General features: G+C 43.9%; 17 protein-coding genes. 4 read left to right on the top strand and 13 right to left on the bottom strand.

The window, feature by feature from the left end:
* Window position 1: 1 nt before the first annotated feature.
* The 6 genes from R8G66_17750 to R8G66_17725 form a co-directional block, all read right to left on the bottom strand.
* A complete protein-coding gene (locus R8G66_17750) occupies window positions 2-889 on the bottom strand; it encodes an AraC family transcriptional regulator (protein ID MDW3194223.1) in 888 nt (295 codons plus the stop codon).
* Between the two features lie 6 nt (window positions 890-895).
* On the bottom strand, window positions 896-1,273 hold the full coding sequence (locus R8G66_17745; GenBank protein MDW3194222.1) for a nuclear transport factor 2 family protein: 378 nt from the start codon (window positions 1,271-1,273) through the stop codon (window positions 896-898).
* 80 nt (window positions 1,274-1,353) lie between these two features.
* Complete coding sequence (locus tag R8G66_17740) at window positions 1,354-1,560, bottom strand: hypothetical protein (protein ID MDW3194221.1); 207 nt, start codon at window positions 1,558-1,560, stop codon at window positions 1,354-1,356.
* Between the two features lie 212 nt (window positions 1,561-1,772).
* On the bottom strand, window positions 1,773-2,354 hold the full coding sequence (locus R8G66_17735; protein ID MDW3194220.1) for an SRPBCC family protein: 582 nt from the start codon (window positions 2,352-2,354) through the stop codon (window positions 1,773-1,775).
* 68 nt (window positions 2,355-2,422) lie between these two features.
* The gene (locus tag R8G66_17730) at window positions 2,423-3,265 is read right to left on the bottom strand and encodes an AraC family transcriptional regulator (protein MDW3194219.1); all 843 of its coding nucleotides are present in this window, start codon (window positions 3,263-3,265) and stop codon (window positions 2,423-2,425) included.
* A 367-nt stretch (window positions 3,266-3,632) separates the two neighbouring features.
* Complete coding sequence (locus tag R8G66_17725; protein ID MDW3194218.1) at window positions 3,633-4,226, bottom strand: hypothetical protein; 594 nt, start codon at window positions 4,224-4,226, stop codon at window positions 3,633-3,635.
* 161 nt (window positions 4,227-4,387) lie between these two features.
* Between R8G66_17725 and R8G66_17720 the strand changes: the two genes are divergently transcribed.
* Window positions 4,388-4,774, top strand: a complete 387-nt coding sequence (locus tag R8G66_17720) for a VOC family protein (GenBank protein MDW3194217.1) — start codon at window positions 4,388-4,390, stop codon at window positions 4,772-4,774.
* 12 nt (window positions 4,775-4,786) lie between these two features.
* On the opposite strand, the gene R8G66_17715 is transcribed toward R8G66_17720, so the two are convergent.
* On the bottom strand, window positions 4,787-5,317 hold the full coding sequence (locus tag R8G66_17715) for a DinB family protein (protein MDW3194216.1): 531 nt from the start codon (window positions 5,315-5,317) through the stop codon (window positions 4,787-4,789).
* A 187-nt stretch (window positions 5,318-5,504) separates the two neighbouring features.
* Here R8G66_17715 and R8G66_17710 point away from each other — a divergent pair, with 187 nt between their 5' ends.
* Window positions 5,505-7,013, top strand: a complete 1,509-nt coding sequence (locus R8G66_17710; protein ID MDW3194215.1) for a hypothetical protein — start codon at window positions 5,505-5,507, stop codon at window positions 7,011-7,013.
* Between the two features lie 208 nt (window positions 7,014-7,221).
* On the opposite strand, the gene R8G66_17705 is transcribed toward R8G66_17710, so the two are convergent.
* The 6 genes from R8G66_17705 to R8G66_17680 all read right to left on the bottom strand — a co-directional run bounded on the left by R8G66_17705 (window position 7,222) and on the right by R8G66_17680 (window position 13,709).
* The gene (locus tag R8G66_17705) at window positions 7,222-7,539 is read right to left on the bottom strand and encodes an ankyrin repeat domain-containing protein (GenBank protein MDW3194214.1); all 318 of its coding nucleotides are present in this window, start codon (window positions 7,537-7,539) and stop codon (window positions 7,222-7,224) included.
* A 202-nt stretch (window positions 7,540-7,741) separates the two neighbouring features.
* Window positions 7,742-10,369, bottom strand: coding sequence for an FtsX-like permease family protein (locus R8G66_17700; protein MDW3194213.1), 2,628 nt, complete (start codon window positions 10,367-10,369; stop codon window positions 7,742-7,744).
* A gap of 3 nt (window positions 10,370-10,372) precedes the next feature.
* Complete coding sequence (locus tag R8G66_17695; GenBank protein ID MDW3194212.1) at window positions 10,373-10,696, bottom strand: helix-turn-helix transcriptional regulator; 324 nt, start codon at window positions 10,694-10,696, stop codon at window positions 10,373-10,375.
* A 132-nt stretch (window positions 10,697-10,828) separates the two neighbouring features.
* On the bottom strand, window positions 10,829-12,202 hold the full coding sequence (locus R8G66_17690; protein ID MDW3194211.1) for a hypothetical protein: 1,374 nt from the start codon (window positions 12,200-12,202) through the stop codon (window positions 10,829-10,831).
* Window positions 12,187-12,813 carry a hypothetical protein gene (locus tag R8G66_17685; GenBank protein ID MDW3194210.1) on the bottom strand — a complete coding sequence of 209 codons (627 nt, stop codon included), beginning with the start codon at window positions 12,811-12,813 and terminating at the stop codon, window positions 12,187-12,189. Before R8G66_17685 ends, R8G66_17690 begins: the two co-directional genes overlap by 16 nt.
* A 68-nt stretch (window positions 12,814-12,881) precedes the next feature.
* Window positions 12,882-13,709: a S1-like domain-containing RNA-binding protein gene (locus tag R8G66_17680; GenBank protein MDW3194209.1), complete on the bottom strand. Its 828-nt coding sequence runs from the start codon at window positions 13,707-13,709 to the stop codon at window positions 12,882-12,884.
* A gap of 305 nt (window positions 13,710-14,014) precedes the next feature.
* Here R8G66_17680 and R8G66_17675 point away from each other — a divergent pair, with 305 nt between their 5' ends.
* Window positions 14,015-14,572: an RNA polymerase sigma-70 factor gene (locus R8G66_17675; GenBank protein MDW3194208.1), complete on the top strand. Its 558-nt coding sequence runs from the start codon at window positions 14,015-14,017 to the stop codon at window positions 14,570-14,572.
* A gap of 12 nt (window positions 14,573-14,584) precedes the next feature.
* A complete protein-coding gene (locus tag R8G66_17670) occupies window positions 14,585-15,616 on the top strand; it encodes a FecR domain-containing protein (GenBank protein ID MDW3194207.1) in 1,032 nt (343 codons plus the stop codon).
* Window positions 15,617-15,626: the final 10 nt, after the last annotated feature.

Below are 15,626 nucleotides of genomic sequence, written 5' to 3'. Positions count from 1 at the left end.
TTTAAATCCCCCGCCTTTCAGGCACCCCCTTTGCAAAGGGGGAATCATTAGAAATCTGATACTGCTTGGGTGTTACCCCATACTTTTGCTTGAAAGCCTGAATGAAGTTGGACAAGCTTTCATAGCCAGTTTCCAGATAGATATCCGAAGGTCGGCGCAATTCAGATTTGAGAAGGTAGGCCGCGTGCATCAGTCGCTGATCGTGGAACCACTTGATTGGCGATTCCTGATAGTGTTTTTCAAAAGCACGTTTGAAGGTGGATACACTCATGTTGGAAAGGAAAGCCAGTTGATTGAGGGTGAGTTTGTTGTGCTTGTTGGCTTCTACAACCTTCACAAAATCGAAAGATCGCTGGTCATTGTGATTGAGCAGGCTACTCAATAAGCTTGTACCATCCCGGGCGATCAGATACAGCATCAGTTCTTCAAATTTGACGGCAAGTAACTTACGCTGGATTGAGCGATCCAAAGTCATCAGGTCTCGCAGGCTTAGGACGAAGGTTCGAATGAATGGATCATACGCAAGTGGGGTAGTTGATTCCTCTGGCCCGGACTCAGATAAGTCGATCTCATGTCTTTTGATGAAATCCAATACGGCCTGTTGAGAAAAGAACAGGAGCAGACTACTGTATTTGGCTTTTTCCGAGGAAAATTTCTCCGTCATAAGCACATTGCCAGCCCGCATGATCAGAAATTTTGTGTTGTTGATTGCTACGGGGTTATGGTCCGCAATGATTTCTTTCTCCCCTTCCTGAAGAAAACTAATGGTATGCCTGGAAAGGATGACTTCTTGTCGTGAAGACTCTTTGTCTGCGTGATAGTCGTAGATCAACACATGGTCATCTCCTGTGTAAGGTAAAAGCTGATTCGGTAATGTATGACTTTCCATGTGCGATCAATACATGGTGTTGGGGTTCTTGGAAGCGGCAGGTATTTGCTGGATGGAATCCCAGTGCTCACAGATCTTACCCCGGTGGTCGAAGCGGAAAAAATCCATGGTCACATACTGATCATTGCCAGGCCAGGTTTGGTGGGTATGCAAGGCCACCAAATCGCCTTCGGCGATGCAACGCACAAATTCAATGGATTTCTCCGGGTATTCTTGTTGCATCCGTTCGAAGTAGCTGATGAAACCGGCTAGCCCATCGGCTACATCAGGATTGTGCTGGATGTATTCATCGCCGACATACATTTCTATGGCTTTCCTGGGATTGCCCTCATAGGCCATTTTGTAGAAGGCGATGGCATTGGCTTTGTTTTCTGCGAGTGTCATTTTGGCAATTTTAAATCTTTTTGTGTTCGATCAATTCCAATGTCAATTTGTTAAATTCTTGACCCCATTCTAAGGTGTTCTTACTGGCATAAACTTGGCCAACCCAAAGCTATTTTTTTAATGCGAAATTCTGTTTCCAAATGATTGGAAAGCACCTCTGTAAATGTCTGATGACCTAACCCAACTTCATATCCATGAATGAAAGCAACTATGGTTTCTTTGTTGATTGGATGGATATACATAGCCATCCTTGTAATGAAGAGCGTTAGTGTTTCTTTTAAATCCATGAGATCACCTTGAAAATAAGTCATAATTTTTTAAGCTTCGGATTTAATTTTTCTTAAAATCCCCCAACACCCTTTGTTCATTAAAGGGGGAATCAGGCATCAAACCCGAAGCTTCCTAATCAATGAGAAGGCAGCACAGATAAATTTAAAAAAGCACCCTCTTACAAAGGTGCTTCTTCCATCAAAAATGTCAGCTGGTTCAGATGTTGCGTTCAGGCCGCTTTTCTCTCTAGCTGCGCCACTCTTTTTTCCTTGGCCCCGGAGATCTGTCCGGTTTCTGCATAAATTTTCGCATCATTCAAAACCGTATCCAGGGTTTTGCTCATTTTGTTTTTCATCATGCCGCGCATCAAAGCACCCATGAGGCCTTTGCTTTCAAATTCCGCCTTCATCACGAGTTTAGACTGATATTCACTAACCGCAACTACCGTCCATTCATTGGCAGCTCTGGTTACAAATCCTGGCATACCATCATTGACTTCATAAGCCAGTACCATTTGGTCTTGATCGTATTTGGTCAACGTTTCCTTGATCTTGCTGAATCCTTTTACATTGACATTGCAAGCGCGCTCGCTGCAGGTTGCTCCTTCAAACATGGAAGTACCTGAGCCTTCGGAATGATCCACATTGGACGACCATTTATATACCTCTTCGAATCCCGGACCTACCATTTCCCAAAGTTCTGAGGCAGGTACGTTGATGACGATCTCTTTCTCTAATTCAAATCCTTTTTGTGCCATAGCAATAAAGTTTACGGTCAATAAAAAAATTAATGTTCCAATTATCCTTTGCATGAGATTTATGATTTATCTGCTACAAAGGTCATTTGCCAGTAAACGGAAAGATTTCTGAAAAAGGCCTTCTAGTTTCTGATTTGGCCTATTCTGTAATTGGAAGGAGATACTGCGTATTTTTCATGGAAGTTGGCCGAGAAAGTGGTGATGTCCTGAAAGCCGGATTCATAGGCGATGGTCGTGATTGGATCCTGATCACTGATCAGTCGGGCAGCGGCATGTTCCAGGCGCTTGTTTTTGATATAGCGTGCAGGAGTTTCATTGAATTCCTTTTTGAACTCCCGCTTGAAGGTGGACAGGCTCATATTACAAATGAAGGCAAGCTGTTCCAGACTCAGGGTGTTAAAAAGGTTTTGCTCGATGGTTTGCCGGAATTTGACATTGACTGGTGTAAAGATCTCAGAGAGGAGCTTGCGAATGTTAGCATGATTTTCCGATTTCAGGAGAATCATCATGAGTTCCTTGAGTTTCAGGATGCCCAGTTGCTCGTCCATGACTTCCGGTTCTTCAAAGTAGATCATCAGGTTGCTCATGTACTGTTCCAGCAACTGATTGCCAATGAGTTTCTTGGGTCTTGGGAGTTTGTCTTCGATCAAAAACGAAGGGACTTCATCTTTGTAGATTACTTTCAGCAAGTCCGGGTACAGAAAAATAGCAATGGCCTCGCACTCCTCAGAGCCAGAATTGGGCATGTACCGCTGCACATAGTTGTTGCAATTTTTGATCACCGCTTCCTTTTCTCCAAGCCGGTGGATCCCGCGCGAGTCGAAGCTCAGCATGGTACCTTCTACCATATAGAAAAAACAGGCAAACTCCTGAATGGTACCTTGCATGTCCATAGGCGTTTTGAAACGCGCTTTTTGAAACAAAGGCATGCCTTTGAATTCAATGACCTTACTTTCGAGAATCATGCAACAATGCTACACGATAAAAAGGATCAGGAGTTTCTGGAAAAGTTCAAAATTGTATTTCTAACTCCAAGTTTTGGATCATTAAGAGGATGTTGTGGAGTTTAGCGTCATCCCAGAAATAGGTCAGGAATCACATCGTGTCTATTACGAGTCGATCTTGAGATTCAGACATTAGCTATCTATGCTTGATTTAGAAGATTTTTTTTATCCTTGCCATTATACCCCAATGCCATCAAGCTAAGGTCACTCCCTGGGGAGTCTTTGCTCGAAAAGATATGTTCATACCGATTTTCAAAGATTCCATCCATGGAATGACTTCTTAACATAGGAATTTCGGCCTAGCTTGATGGCCTTGGGGAGTGCCAGATCAATCCCTCCCAAAATCCACCAATCGCATTTCCAGGTCACTAGGCTGACTGTAAAACTGAGTTGTGAGTTGTACCAGTCCTACATCCCGCGCATAGAGGTTGTTATTGAAGCGGGTACCATGCGGGTAGTCGAGTTCCAGAGATTCAATCGTACCCTGGAAGTTGATACAATCAAAGACGCCAGCGGGTACCTCGATGGTTTCTACAGCTGTCTTCTGGCGGTAAGTGCCTATGGAAATCGGGGCATCTACCGGACCAAAATTGCGGATGAATTCCTGGCTACTGTCAAAAACGAATATTGGCAGTCTTTCCGGGTAGGTTAGCAAGTGACTAATGGAATCATAGAGGATTTCATGTCGGGGCTGACCCATAAAAGTACCCGCACGTACGAACATGGTGCGACCCTCAATCAAAGTATCAGCTTCGATCCGCAGGGTATCACGCAGTTCCATTGGAGTTTCAGATCCGTCTGGTTGTACTTCGAACCAGTCATAGATCCAGTAATTACCGACTTCCAGTTGAGAATATTCGGAGACGGTGGTGATTAGTCGAGGAACTGGCAAGTCTTGGTCGTTGGTTGAGCAAGCTGCCATGAGGAGCATTGTTAGGGAGCAAAAGATTAGGTGCCTTAGGTTCATTGGTGAGCGTTTCCCAAGTAACGAACAAAATTCACCATCTAGTATTCAGGGCCGCCAAATATATGTTGCAATCGTTTGTATTCGCCGAAAATGACGAAAAATTTAATTTTATACCCATGAAAATTGAGCGTTTGCATCATATTGCTATCATTTGTTCAGATTATGAACAATCGAAGTGGTTTTATACGGAAATACTTGGTTTCCAGACTGATCGGGAAGTGTATCGAAAAGAAAGGGACTCCTATAAATTGGACCTGTCTCTCAATGGGCAATACCTAATAGAACTCTTTTCATTCCCCAATCCACCCCAAAGACCGACCAGACCTGAAGCAACCGGACTAAGACACATTTGTTTTGGAGTAGCCAATATTGAAGCAGCCGTTGATTATTTGTATTCAAAAAGTATCGAGCCCGAGCCCATTCGTGTGGATGAATATACGGGTAAGAAGTTCATCTTTTTCTTCGACCCAGATGACTTGCCCATTGAGATGTATGAGGTTTGATGGATCCAGTAGTTAGTTACTTCCAATCGCTTTCTTGATCCTCGTAATCTGATGCAGGTGATGTCGTTGGTGATAGGAGATAGAATCCAGGGCGCTAGCCAGATCGATCCTGCCAGCCATAGGGTGTTTGAAGACCGCTTTGCTTAAATACTTTTCAGGATAAGTCTCCACAAAAGCAACGGTCTTTTGCCGGCTCTTTTCCCATTGTTTTTTCATCTCATCTAATGAGTAATCACTTTTCGGGTTTGAGACGGGCTTGGGAGCCTTCCAGCGAAGCGAGCTTCTGAGCATCGTTCTTGTGAGTGCCATACGCAGTTTGCCTCCCATTTTAAAGTTCGGCATTTTGTCTCCAGCCTGCATTTTTTTGGTCATGTAAATCACCGTTCCTGCCTCTGCTACGTGGAGATGTGAAAGCACCTGAATGACCGACCAACCATACGATTGATCGTGCAACTGTTCTTCCGACAATCCTTCGATGCTATCAAAAAGAGCTTTGGTTTCACTTTCGAGTTGGGTCAGTTTGGTTTGCAAGGTTCGGTTCATATATCAATGCTTGTGTTGACAAGATAGCACTTCGTGAAAGAACTACAATCGGCATCTGGTGAGTTATCAGAAAATGTTGGTGGAGCTTCGGATATGGTGGTTGAGTTGTTCTAAGTAAGTCAGGGTAAAATGGTCACCGCACCAGATTGAACGTAGCCAATCTGCTCGATTCTCGTATAATTTATAAATGACAATCAACAAAGGCTACCTTAACAACAAACATTCATTCAATCTACCCAATCAAATAATTGGATTGCTGATCTGGATGATTACCGCATATATCTTTTATGCATTCTTTCAGATGTTCCGTGAGGCATTTCGAATATTCACAAACGAAATGGGAGATAAGGCTTTCCTGATTTTAAGCCCGGAGGAACATTATTATCACAACCTTTTTCTTGCGGGCATTTCATCGGCGCTCGGTTATGCTGTTGCACTTAGGTTGATCCTTCAGTCAGTGACTTATACTTCCAACCGGCGAGTTAAGACCTTGTCAAGGCGAGCATTGAATAGCGAAGGTTTTTGGACCTGGTCTTTCCTGTTGTGGTTTGGTAAAGTGGGTAGCCTGATGGGTATTTGGTACCTGTCCTATGCCATGCAATATGAACTTGATGTCCTTCAGGAATTTGGGATCATATTACTGTTGCTTCCAATAGTAATGTTCTATGCTTCCTGGCCTGAAGTACGTCGGATCATTGGTGTGGGAAAAGTAAAATGGTTGCTCAAAATCACGGTTATTTTTCTCGTAATGAGTATTGGCATGACGTTTAAGAATTTCATCCATTTCGAAGAAGTCAATAAGTCTTTCCTTTCCAGGTCCATCGAATATGTTCATGACTTAAAAAGACCTGTCACCCTGAGTCATCAAGATGATTACCTATCCAGGCACCGTATTTTCAATATTTATTTGGTAAGAGATTCGGTAGCAAGCCAAGTGGTCATTTATTTTGGTGATATCGATCATCGTGTGAATATTCAAAATATCCCAGCAGCAATCTCCTTAGAAAAAAGAGCATTGTCAATGTGGGGAGTTGGACGAGTAGTAGCAAATCTGCACATAGACGAGCGTATTCCGATGAAGCAAATAAACCCGATCATCCAAGAACTTAGAAAAGCGGATATAAACAACTTCATTTATTCGACGGGCAGAAAGTTTTCAAGATACCCGGCGGATTATCCGGGGTTCAGGCAGTCAGGAATTCATAAGCTACTTTATCCTAAATATTATCCGGAATTTGAAAGCTTTTTGGACTCAATGGAGCGAGCTGATATGGCAGGGAAGCGGTTTAAACTCGGTGAGTCTTTGATGTATAGGAATGACGTACTAAAACAGTACAATCGAATTGAAATTCAATTAACCCCAGACCGGGTTTTGCTCAACAGTCAGGAAATTGAACCATCAGTACTTAAGGAAAAAGTCTATGGATTTATAAAAAAGTATACGCCTGATTACGTAATTGTCTTCGATGCCGAAGAAGAAATAAGCTATGGGAGATACATCGAATATCTGGACCTGATTTGTTACCAGGTGGATCGATTAAGAAATAAATCTGCGATGGATCGATATGGACGTCTATTGGAGCCTTGGGAAAGAGGACCCGAATATGATTCAGTTCGTAGAGATTATCCGAGATATATATTGGAATGGTCTCCTGAAGAGCAGCGATTGAATCAGTTGATAAAACAAGTTGAATAGGAAAATAGCAAATGATGTAAACCAAACGTTACTAGGTTTTCTTATTGCCTCTGGGGAAAATTATTTATGTGGGTGACAAGCACGTGAGAATTTACGTCCTTAACTAAATCTCCAGTTGCGACATTGATGTTAGATGATATTTAAAGCCACTAAGAATACATTTCTAAGCAAATGCAACCACATCAGGGTTCCAAACCGCTGATAGGGGTTACTTAATCCAGAAAAACTTCTTCTTCGGTAGATAGCCTTTCATCAACTTTACGAACTCCTTTTTACCCTGGCTTTTGGCTACTTTGAGTGGATTATCGGAGCTGAGCCAGGCGTTTTGTTTTGGGTCTGCTCCATGGTCGAGTAAGTACCTGGCGATCTCCAGGCGATCGTATTCGATGCTTTCGATCAGGGCAGTGGTCATTAGTTCGGGATGTTCGTAGTTGGGATCGACACCCGCTTCGATGTGGTATTTGACCAAATCAAAATCGCCGTTCTGGACAGCAACCAGCATTTCTTTCCAATCTCCTCCTGACATGATATTTGATTGAATTCATTTAGAAAAATACATTGATTGGATGGGAATTAAAAAAGTTTGTGAGGACACAAACTTTGGCTAGGGGTGCGGGTAGAAAGCCTTCAAAACAGATTTCTTACTAAATCTCCCTTCACCCTCTTTTGAAAGAGGGCGGCCCACGTAGGGAATATCGGTGTTTTGAAGGCTTCCGTGGCAAGAGAACTTACTCGTTGTGCAAAATCTCAGCAGGGTTGGATTTGGCGGCTCTCAGGGTTTGGGTGCCAACGGTGACCCACGCGATCACAAAAACAATCAAGCCCGCGGCAATGAAGACCACTGCGCCGATGTTAGTGCGGTACGCAAAATTGGAAAGCCACTGATCGATCAGATAATACCCTACCGGAAGTGAGATCAAAGCGGATATGCCCAGCAGCTTGGAGAAGCTGGAAAACAACAAGCCCATGATCCCGGAGATACTCGCACCCAGGACCTTTCGGATGCTGATTTCCTTGCGGCGCTGCTGTGCCGTGTAGGCAGCTAGTGCGAACAGTCCTAAACATGCAATGACAATGGCCAGTACGGCAAAGAAGCCTAGAATGGTGCCCAGCTTGCGGTCTTCATTGAAGTTGGCATTGAACTCCTGATCCATGAACGTGAATTCAAATGGCTGACCTGCATTGTGTTCGTTCCACACTTGCTCGATCCGATCAACCAAGGCGATAGGATTGTCTGAAATGTATTTTAGGGCGATGGAAGTGGTTTCCCCATTCATGAAAAAAATCAGTGGTCGTACCTTTTGCTTGAAGGTGTCAAAGTAGAAATCTTCCACCACACCAACGACCTGCAGTTTGTTTTGGTCTCCTACATATTTGATCTTTTTCCCGACCGGATCATCACCCATTCCAAATATTTCTACAGCCGTCTGGTTCAGGATCACTGCAGCACTGTCACCGGCAAAATTCCGGTCGAAATTCCGCCCGTCAATCACCTTCATGCCAAGCGTGGGGATATACTGATCATCGATTCGCCAGGTCTGCATGTTCACTGCATTTTCTGCCGTATTATCTTCTTCTCGATTGAACGTGTGGTCTGATCGCGTATCTCTTGTAGGAAGAAAATACGAGGTTGTCACATTCGAAATGTCCGGATCTGCTTTCAGGGAGTTAATGAACGCTTCGATACCTGTACCCATGGTGTAGGTATTTTCCAGGATCATCACCTTGTTACGGTCATAACCCAGATTCTTGTTCTGGTTGTAGAGCAATTGCTTGTAGACAATGCTGGTGCCCAGGATCATGATGATCGAGATCGAAAACTGGAATACCACCAGTACATTTCTGAAAATGCTGCTTTTGGCTCCTAAAGCCAATCTGCCCTTGAGTACTTTATTGGGGCTAAAAGAGGAGAGGATAAAGGCAGGATAGATACCAGCGGCCAATCCGATGAGCAAGCTTGCCAACAGTACATAAGGCCAGAGTATCATGTCCCCAAAAAATGGATTGATGATTTCCTTGTCAGTAAAATCATTGAGAAAGGGTAGGCTTAGGTAAACCACACCTACAGCAATGGCGAATCCGAACAAGCTGATCACGATTGATTCCGTCAGGAACTGACCCATCAGGCTTCTTTTCAATGACCCCATGACCTTTCGGATCCCTACTTCTTTGGCTCTGTTGGCAGATCGGGCGGTGGAGAGGTTCATGAAGTTGAACGCTGCCAGCAATAGGATCATGACACCTACAGCGATGAAGATGTAGATGTTATCGATACTGCTGTTGGGCTCAATCTCAAACTGTCGATGAGAATGTAGATGGATACTGGTCATGGGGACCATTTCGTAACGCATGAAACCTCCGCCCGCAGTAAAATCGTCGTAAGAAATACCAGCCATTTGTTGCAGCCTCGGACCGATATAAACCTTTAGCGCTTCTGGTAGTTTCTGATTGAATTCACTGACATTGGTCTGGTCTTCCAGCAGCACATAATTCTTGTAATTGTTAGACAACCAAATCTGGTTCTTGCTGTGCTCCAGCCCTTCCATGGACTTGAATACATGGAAGTGAAAATGCGAATTGTAGGGAATGTCCTTGTATACTCCGTCAATTCGGAAGAGCTGATCGCTTGTAGATCTTATGGTTTGACCTACCGGGTTTTCCTCCCCAAAAAATTTCCTGGCAGCACTTTCGGAAAGAATCATGGATTCCGCTTCAACCAGGGTGTTTTTATCGCCACCATAGATGAATTCCAGTTGGAAAATATCCAATATCTCCGGGTCGGCCCAGGCTACGTCTTCCTGCTCCAGGAATTGATCGCCTTTCTCCAGTAAGATTGGCCCTGCATCTCGTAATCGCCCACTCACGGCCACTTCAGGGAAATCCTTTTTGAGCATGTCTTTCATGGGTGCTGGTGAGGTGGCAAACTTCATGTCCATGTCATTGAAGAAAATATGGCTATTGACACGGTAGATATTTTCGTGATTAGGGAAGTGCTTGTCGTAGTTCAGCTCATCCACGATGAAAATACTGATGAGTAAGCAAGCCACGGCCGCCAGAGCAAGGCCTGAAATGTTGATGATAGAGTAGAATTTCTGCTTGCTGAGATTTCTCAGCGCGAGCAGAAGGTTGTACCTGAGCATGATGATATGATTTGAGTTTTGACTTTTCTTTAATGCAAATGGGCGGATGAAATGGAAGGCCTGAAACCAATAGTTCAGGGTGGCCCGGAACTTGCCGCGAGCTTCTATTTCCATATAATATTGTTGCAGGAGATCGCCCATGATCTCTTCGAGTAAATGGTCTTTGCAGATCCGGTCCAGGAACCAGTCAGCCATTTTTGGAGGAGTCGGTTCCATGGCTTAGATGGTTTTTAGTTCGTATTGTGTCCAAAGGTTAGCTCGAGCATCTCGGGAGATTTCCAGGGCATTTTTGCCAGCAGCAGTTACTTCAAAGATGCGTTTCCTTCTGCCACCACGCTCTTTGGTGGCCCCGGATAGTTTGGAGATCAAAAGCCCCTTTTCTTCCAACCGGCTAAGTGCGGAATGCACAGCACCGATAGTGGCCGTTCTGTTCACTTGCTGCTTCAATTCCCCAACGATGGCCAGTCCATAGGCTTCTTCACCCATGATGCCTACCAGCAGGAGGATCAATTCTTCAAATTCTCCGAGATATGTTCCTTTCATAAGGCTTTTAGGTTTATTACTTCTGCAAACCAGAACTAATGATACGTAAATGTAAATTGTTTGTTCTGCAAAACAGAAGAAATGATGGAATGTTGCTAATTGTTGACTTTAGACTATGATATGAAAAGAGTCTTATTTCGCCAATGTCACAATCGAACTATAAAAGTGATGTCTATTGGTAAGGCTGTCGCTCAAAGTCGTGTAACCAAACTGGATTTTGTTTTCACCTGCTTGCAACAAGTCTATATCTATTTTTAGGACCTGATAGGGAGAGTCGGGTGCTTGTGAAAAGGTTCGATTTTCATTGATCATGTACAGGATTTCTGACACGTCATCTATTGGATGCCTCACGATTTTGAATGGAATGATTAATTGACTGCCGTCTTTGATAGGGCGGTGATAAGCGATGGAATAATCACTGTAAGGAAGTACACTTAGGTAATCCTGCAATAAGCTGTCTGTTTCTATGGGTTCACCAAGCTCTTTTTCAACCACTGCAGGATATTTTTCTCTGCTGATATCCAGCCAAAAGTGTTCCTGATCCTCAAAACTGAAGTTATTCAAAAAGGCGGCGCTCATGTGCTGATAGACCTGACTGTTCGGATCATTCATAGGAATGGCGGTTCGCATCCGGTATTCGTAAGGGGGAATAAAATAAACCTTATGCTGATAATGCCATTGATTAACCGTATCATCATAGATCATGTCCAGCTTTTCGTAAGATCGTGCTTTCGAGTGTGAAAACTCTTGAATTTTCATCGCTTCTTCTAGCAGATATGTTTCCCAGTCTTCAGTAAAGCTACTGTTAGGAAAATCCATGTCATGGTAGACGCAGAAACTAAGGTCTGCCCAATAAGCTGATGAAGTATAACAATCACTCAAAAAAGTTTCGTTTCTTTCTTCTTCATGTAAAGGCTGGCTGGGGAACCACACTTTTGCTCCACCGAGGCGGTCATCATAATATCCTTGATGCACTTCATGAGCCGATAGCATGGAATCTACTTGATACTCCCATAAGTGTTGGTAAGCTCTAATGAGGCTGTGGTTGGATTCCTGATCATAGCGGTCTTGCATCTTGTCAAGGCTTGTGTCTACGATGAATTTTAGTGAATCGAAATCCAATTCTTCTGCGCTATCGGTGGCTACAAGCTGCCTAAGCATTCTGGCATGGAGCTCGGTGATATTAAAATGGTACTGTTCGTGCCTCAGTAGATCTTCCGAGCCTCTTTTATGTTTGGTCCAGGATTGGAGGTTGTTCTGCCCCGCATAGATTTCATATGCTCCGGAGGAATCAGGGATGGCATAAACCTTACTGGAAATCCCTGCGTCATAGGCCGTTCCCCAGGGAATGTCTCCATTAAAATCGGACCATACCAATTGATCGGTCGCATCCCATTTTTTGATGATTTCCGTTTTGAGCCAGGATAGGTTCGATAACATCAGGGCAATAATGACAGCAACGGATCCGAAGAAGATTGATTTTTTCGTTTTTACCAGGTTCGCCATTTCAACACAGTTGAGAGGTATCTGATGAATTGTGTAAAGGCTTCAATGAAGAAAGCCAGGAGAAGCATAATCAGGTAGGAAGCAGGGAGGTATTTCAACTCCAGGTTGCCAGTTGGTGAAAGAAAATTTCTAATAATTAGAAAGAGATAGACCCAGGTGGCAGTGATGGTGAATTGTATAAAACCACTCCAAAAAGGATTTCTCCTTCCATGCTCTTTTTGGTAAAAAATGTGATTAATGATATTGCTGGACAACAAAAGTAAAAAGCCAATAATGGCAAGCAGCCATTCAGCAATTATGCCCTCAAACATTGTTCTGCTTAGCCCTAACATCAGAATGAATAATGCCGCTGTACTGAGTGAGGACCAAATTTCTCTGGAAGAGAAGGTTCTGAAGTAGGCGATTTTGCGGTGGTTACTTCGATGATTTTTTGTAGGTTCAGCTTCAGGAGTTGCTGTAATGAGTGATTCAGGGCCCACATCATGAAGCTGCAACAGTAGTTCTCTAGCTGCTTCTACGGCGCCAGGTTGGTAGTCTGAGGGATTATGGAGAATGGAGAGAAGCTCTTCTTTGTTCCTGGATTTGAACTTTTCTATGAATAGTTCCTTCATAGGGAGTCATTTTGTATTGCCGAAGTTAATCAACAGGGCTGAATAAAAGTTTATGGGTGCAAACTCCTTTACTTCAACCTCACTCCATCCTTTTCCAGTACGACAAGCTTCTTCTTGTACAAGGTCCCCAAAGAGCGTTTAAAGTTCTTTTTGCTCATTTCCAGCTGGAATTGGATGTCTTCAGGGTCACTTTTGTCGTGGAGGGGTAGATAGCCATCATTGGCTTTTAGTTCGTCCAATATTTTTTGAGCACCTTCTTCGAGATTATCCATGCCCGTCTTGCGTAGGCTTACATCGATTTTGCCGTCTTCTCGTACTTGTTTGATGAAGCCTTTGATCGGGTCTCCAAACATCACATCCTGAAAGATCTCATTGCGATACAACATTCCCCGGTACCGGTGATTGATCACGACTTCTATGCCGATCTCTGTACCCTCGCCGATGATCAGGTCCACTTCCTGACCTTCTTCCAGGGCGTTGGTTGCTTTGTCAAATACCTTGTGAAGCTTGGCCGTGGCCACCAGTCTTTGAGTCACTTCGTCGAGTCGTAAGTAAACAATGTAGGACTTGCCAACCCTCATTTTGTCTTTCTGCTCACGAAAAGGAACGAGTAAGTCTTTTTCCAGTCCCCAATCCAGAAAGGCGCCTACACCAGAGACATCTTTCACCCTTAGGCAAGCGAACTCTCCCAGTTGAATGAAGGGTCTTAGCGTAGTAGCGATGGGCCGGTCTTCCGAATCCATGTAGACAAAAACATCCAGCGTCTTACCAATTTTTGCATTGGCCGGCACATACTTATTAGGGAGTAATACCTCATTTCCGGATTCATCGCCAAGAAATAAGCCCACCGAGGTGTCTCTGAGAACTTCCAACTGATTGTAAGTGCCGATTTTCATACCGCAAAACTAGAGAATTGAGGAGTTATTCTTTTTGCAAAGAAGATAAAGGGGGGTGGAGAAAAGGTTTTGCCTGAAAACGATTACTTCAAATCATTTACCCCTTAATCTCCTAAAGGGGCGTATGTTTTCCCCTAGAGGGGCTAGGGGTCTTTTTGAAGTCACTTCAAAATCTTTTCCAGCGAAAGGACGAATTTTTCCGACCAGAATAAAAAATCACCGCCTCAATGAGTAAATCCTTCGTGGCAAACGAATATGCTATAGGAGACTATCAGATAGTCCATTGAAAGTTGTAAATTCTAACTATGCAATCTTCTGTTGTAAGTAAAGACGTAATCAAAGCCCTCCAGTCAGGAATGGACTGGGCTTTTAAGATTGTGTTCGAAGCTTACAATGCCCGGATATTTGGACTAGCACTGAAAATGGGATTGAGCCGGGAGGACGCTGAAGGTGTATTGCAGGAAGTATTCATTGCCATTTGGGACCAACGCAAGTCGATCCAGACAGATTTGTCCTTCAATGCCCTTGTTTTTACCATCGCTCGAAGAAAAGTTATCGCGACTATTCGAAAAAATAGTTCTCGAACAGATCATGAATCAGATGTACGGCAGATGACCGCTGTTTCCTCCACGGAGACAGAAGACTATGTCATTTTCAAAGAAATGATCTCCGAAGCGCGCGAGCAAATTGAAAAATTGCCCAAAAGGCAGCAGCAAATTTTCATGCTCAGTAAAGAAAATGGCCTAAGTAACGATGAAATCGCTGCTCGCTTGGGACTGTCGAAAAGGACGGTGGAAAATCAACTCTTCCGGGCGACCAAAGAGCTGCGGGAGTCACTGCAGTTGAAATCAAAAAAGAATTAATTCCCGATCAATATGAGTAAAGACGATTCGGGAAACCAATACACTAGTACCAATAACGTGAAAGTGAACGAAGAAACGATCAAAGCTTATTTGTCAGGCAAACTTGCAGAAGGAGAGATGCCAGCGGTTGAAGCATACCTTGCTTCGGAAACCGGGGAGCGACAGTTGAGCCAAATGATGGAGCAAGCCTGGGAGGAAGAGGACGTAGTTTCAGATCGAGAAGTGTTTGAACGTGTTGAGAGCAATCTTCAGGATCATATCAAGCAGACCAAACAAGAAGAAGTTTTCAGATGGACCCGATTGCGCGCCACAATGGGAATTGCAGCAAGTATCGTCTTGTTGCTTGCCTTTGGCGTGCAATTTCTACTGCTGGAAGATTCGTCGAAGGAAGCAGTGGCTAAGGTGCCCATGATGATCAAAGAAACAACGAAAGGCCTGAAGTCCACGGTGCATCTGCGTGATGGATCGAAGGTCATGTTGAATTCCGAAAGTAAAATTTCTTACCCACAATATTTTACCGATTCCAGCCGGGTGATCCATCTGGAAGGAGAAGCCTTTTTCGAAGTGGCGAAGGACAAGTCACGCCCCTTCACCGTCATTGCCAATGGCGTTTCCACCACGGCATTGGGCACGTCATTCAATATCAATGGCAGAGGAAATCAATGCAAGGTTTCCCTGGCTACCGGTAAGGTGGCAGTACATCAAGTCAATGAACAAGAAAATTATTTCCTAAAACCCGGCCAGGCAGTTCAGTTCGACCTGGAGGCAAGAACGGTCAGCCGAAGTGAGTACACCGGGTTTGAGGATTTTTTATGGACTAAAGGCATCATCGCCTTTAATGATGATCATTTTGAACGCGTGATAGAGAAGCTCTCCCGATGGTACAATGTTGATTTCAGCATTGAAAACACAGGGGTTGTCAAGCAATATACCGGCCGGTTCGACAACAAAAGCCTGGAAACCATACTGGAGAACATGTCTTTCACACTCGGTTTTGACTACTTCATTCATGAGAAGAAAGTCAAGATCATTTTTGAAAATTGAGGCCAGCTCC

The organism is Cytophagales bacterium, assembly GCA_033344775.1.
GTDB lineage: Bacteria > Bacteroidota > Bacteroidia > Cytophagales > Cyclobacteriaceae > JAWPMT01.
Note: the sequence above shows the minus strand (reverse complement) of the source record. Positions and strands in the feature narration are given on the sequence as shown.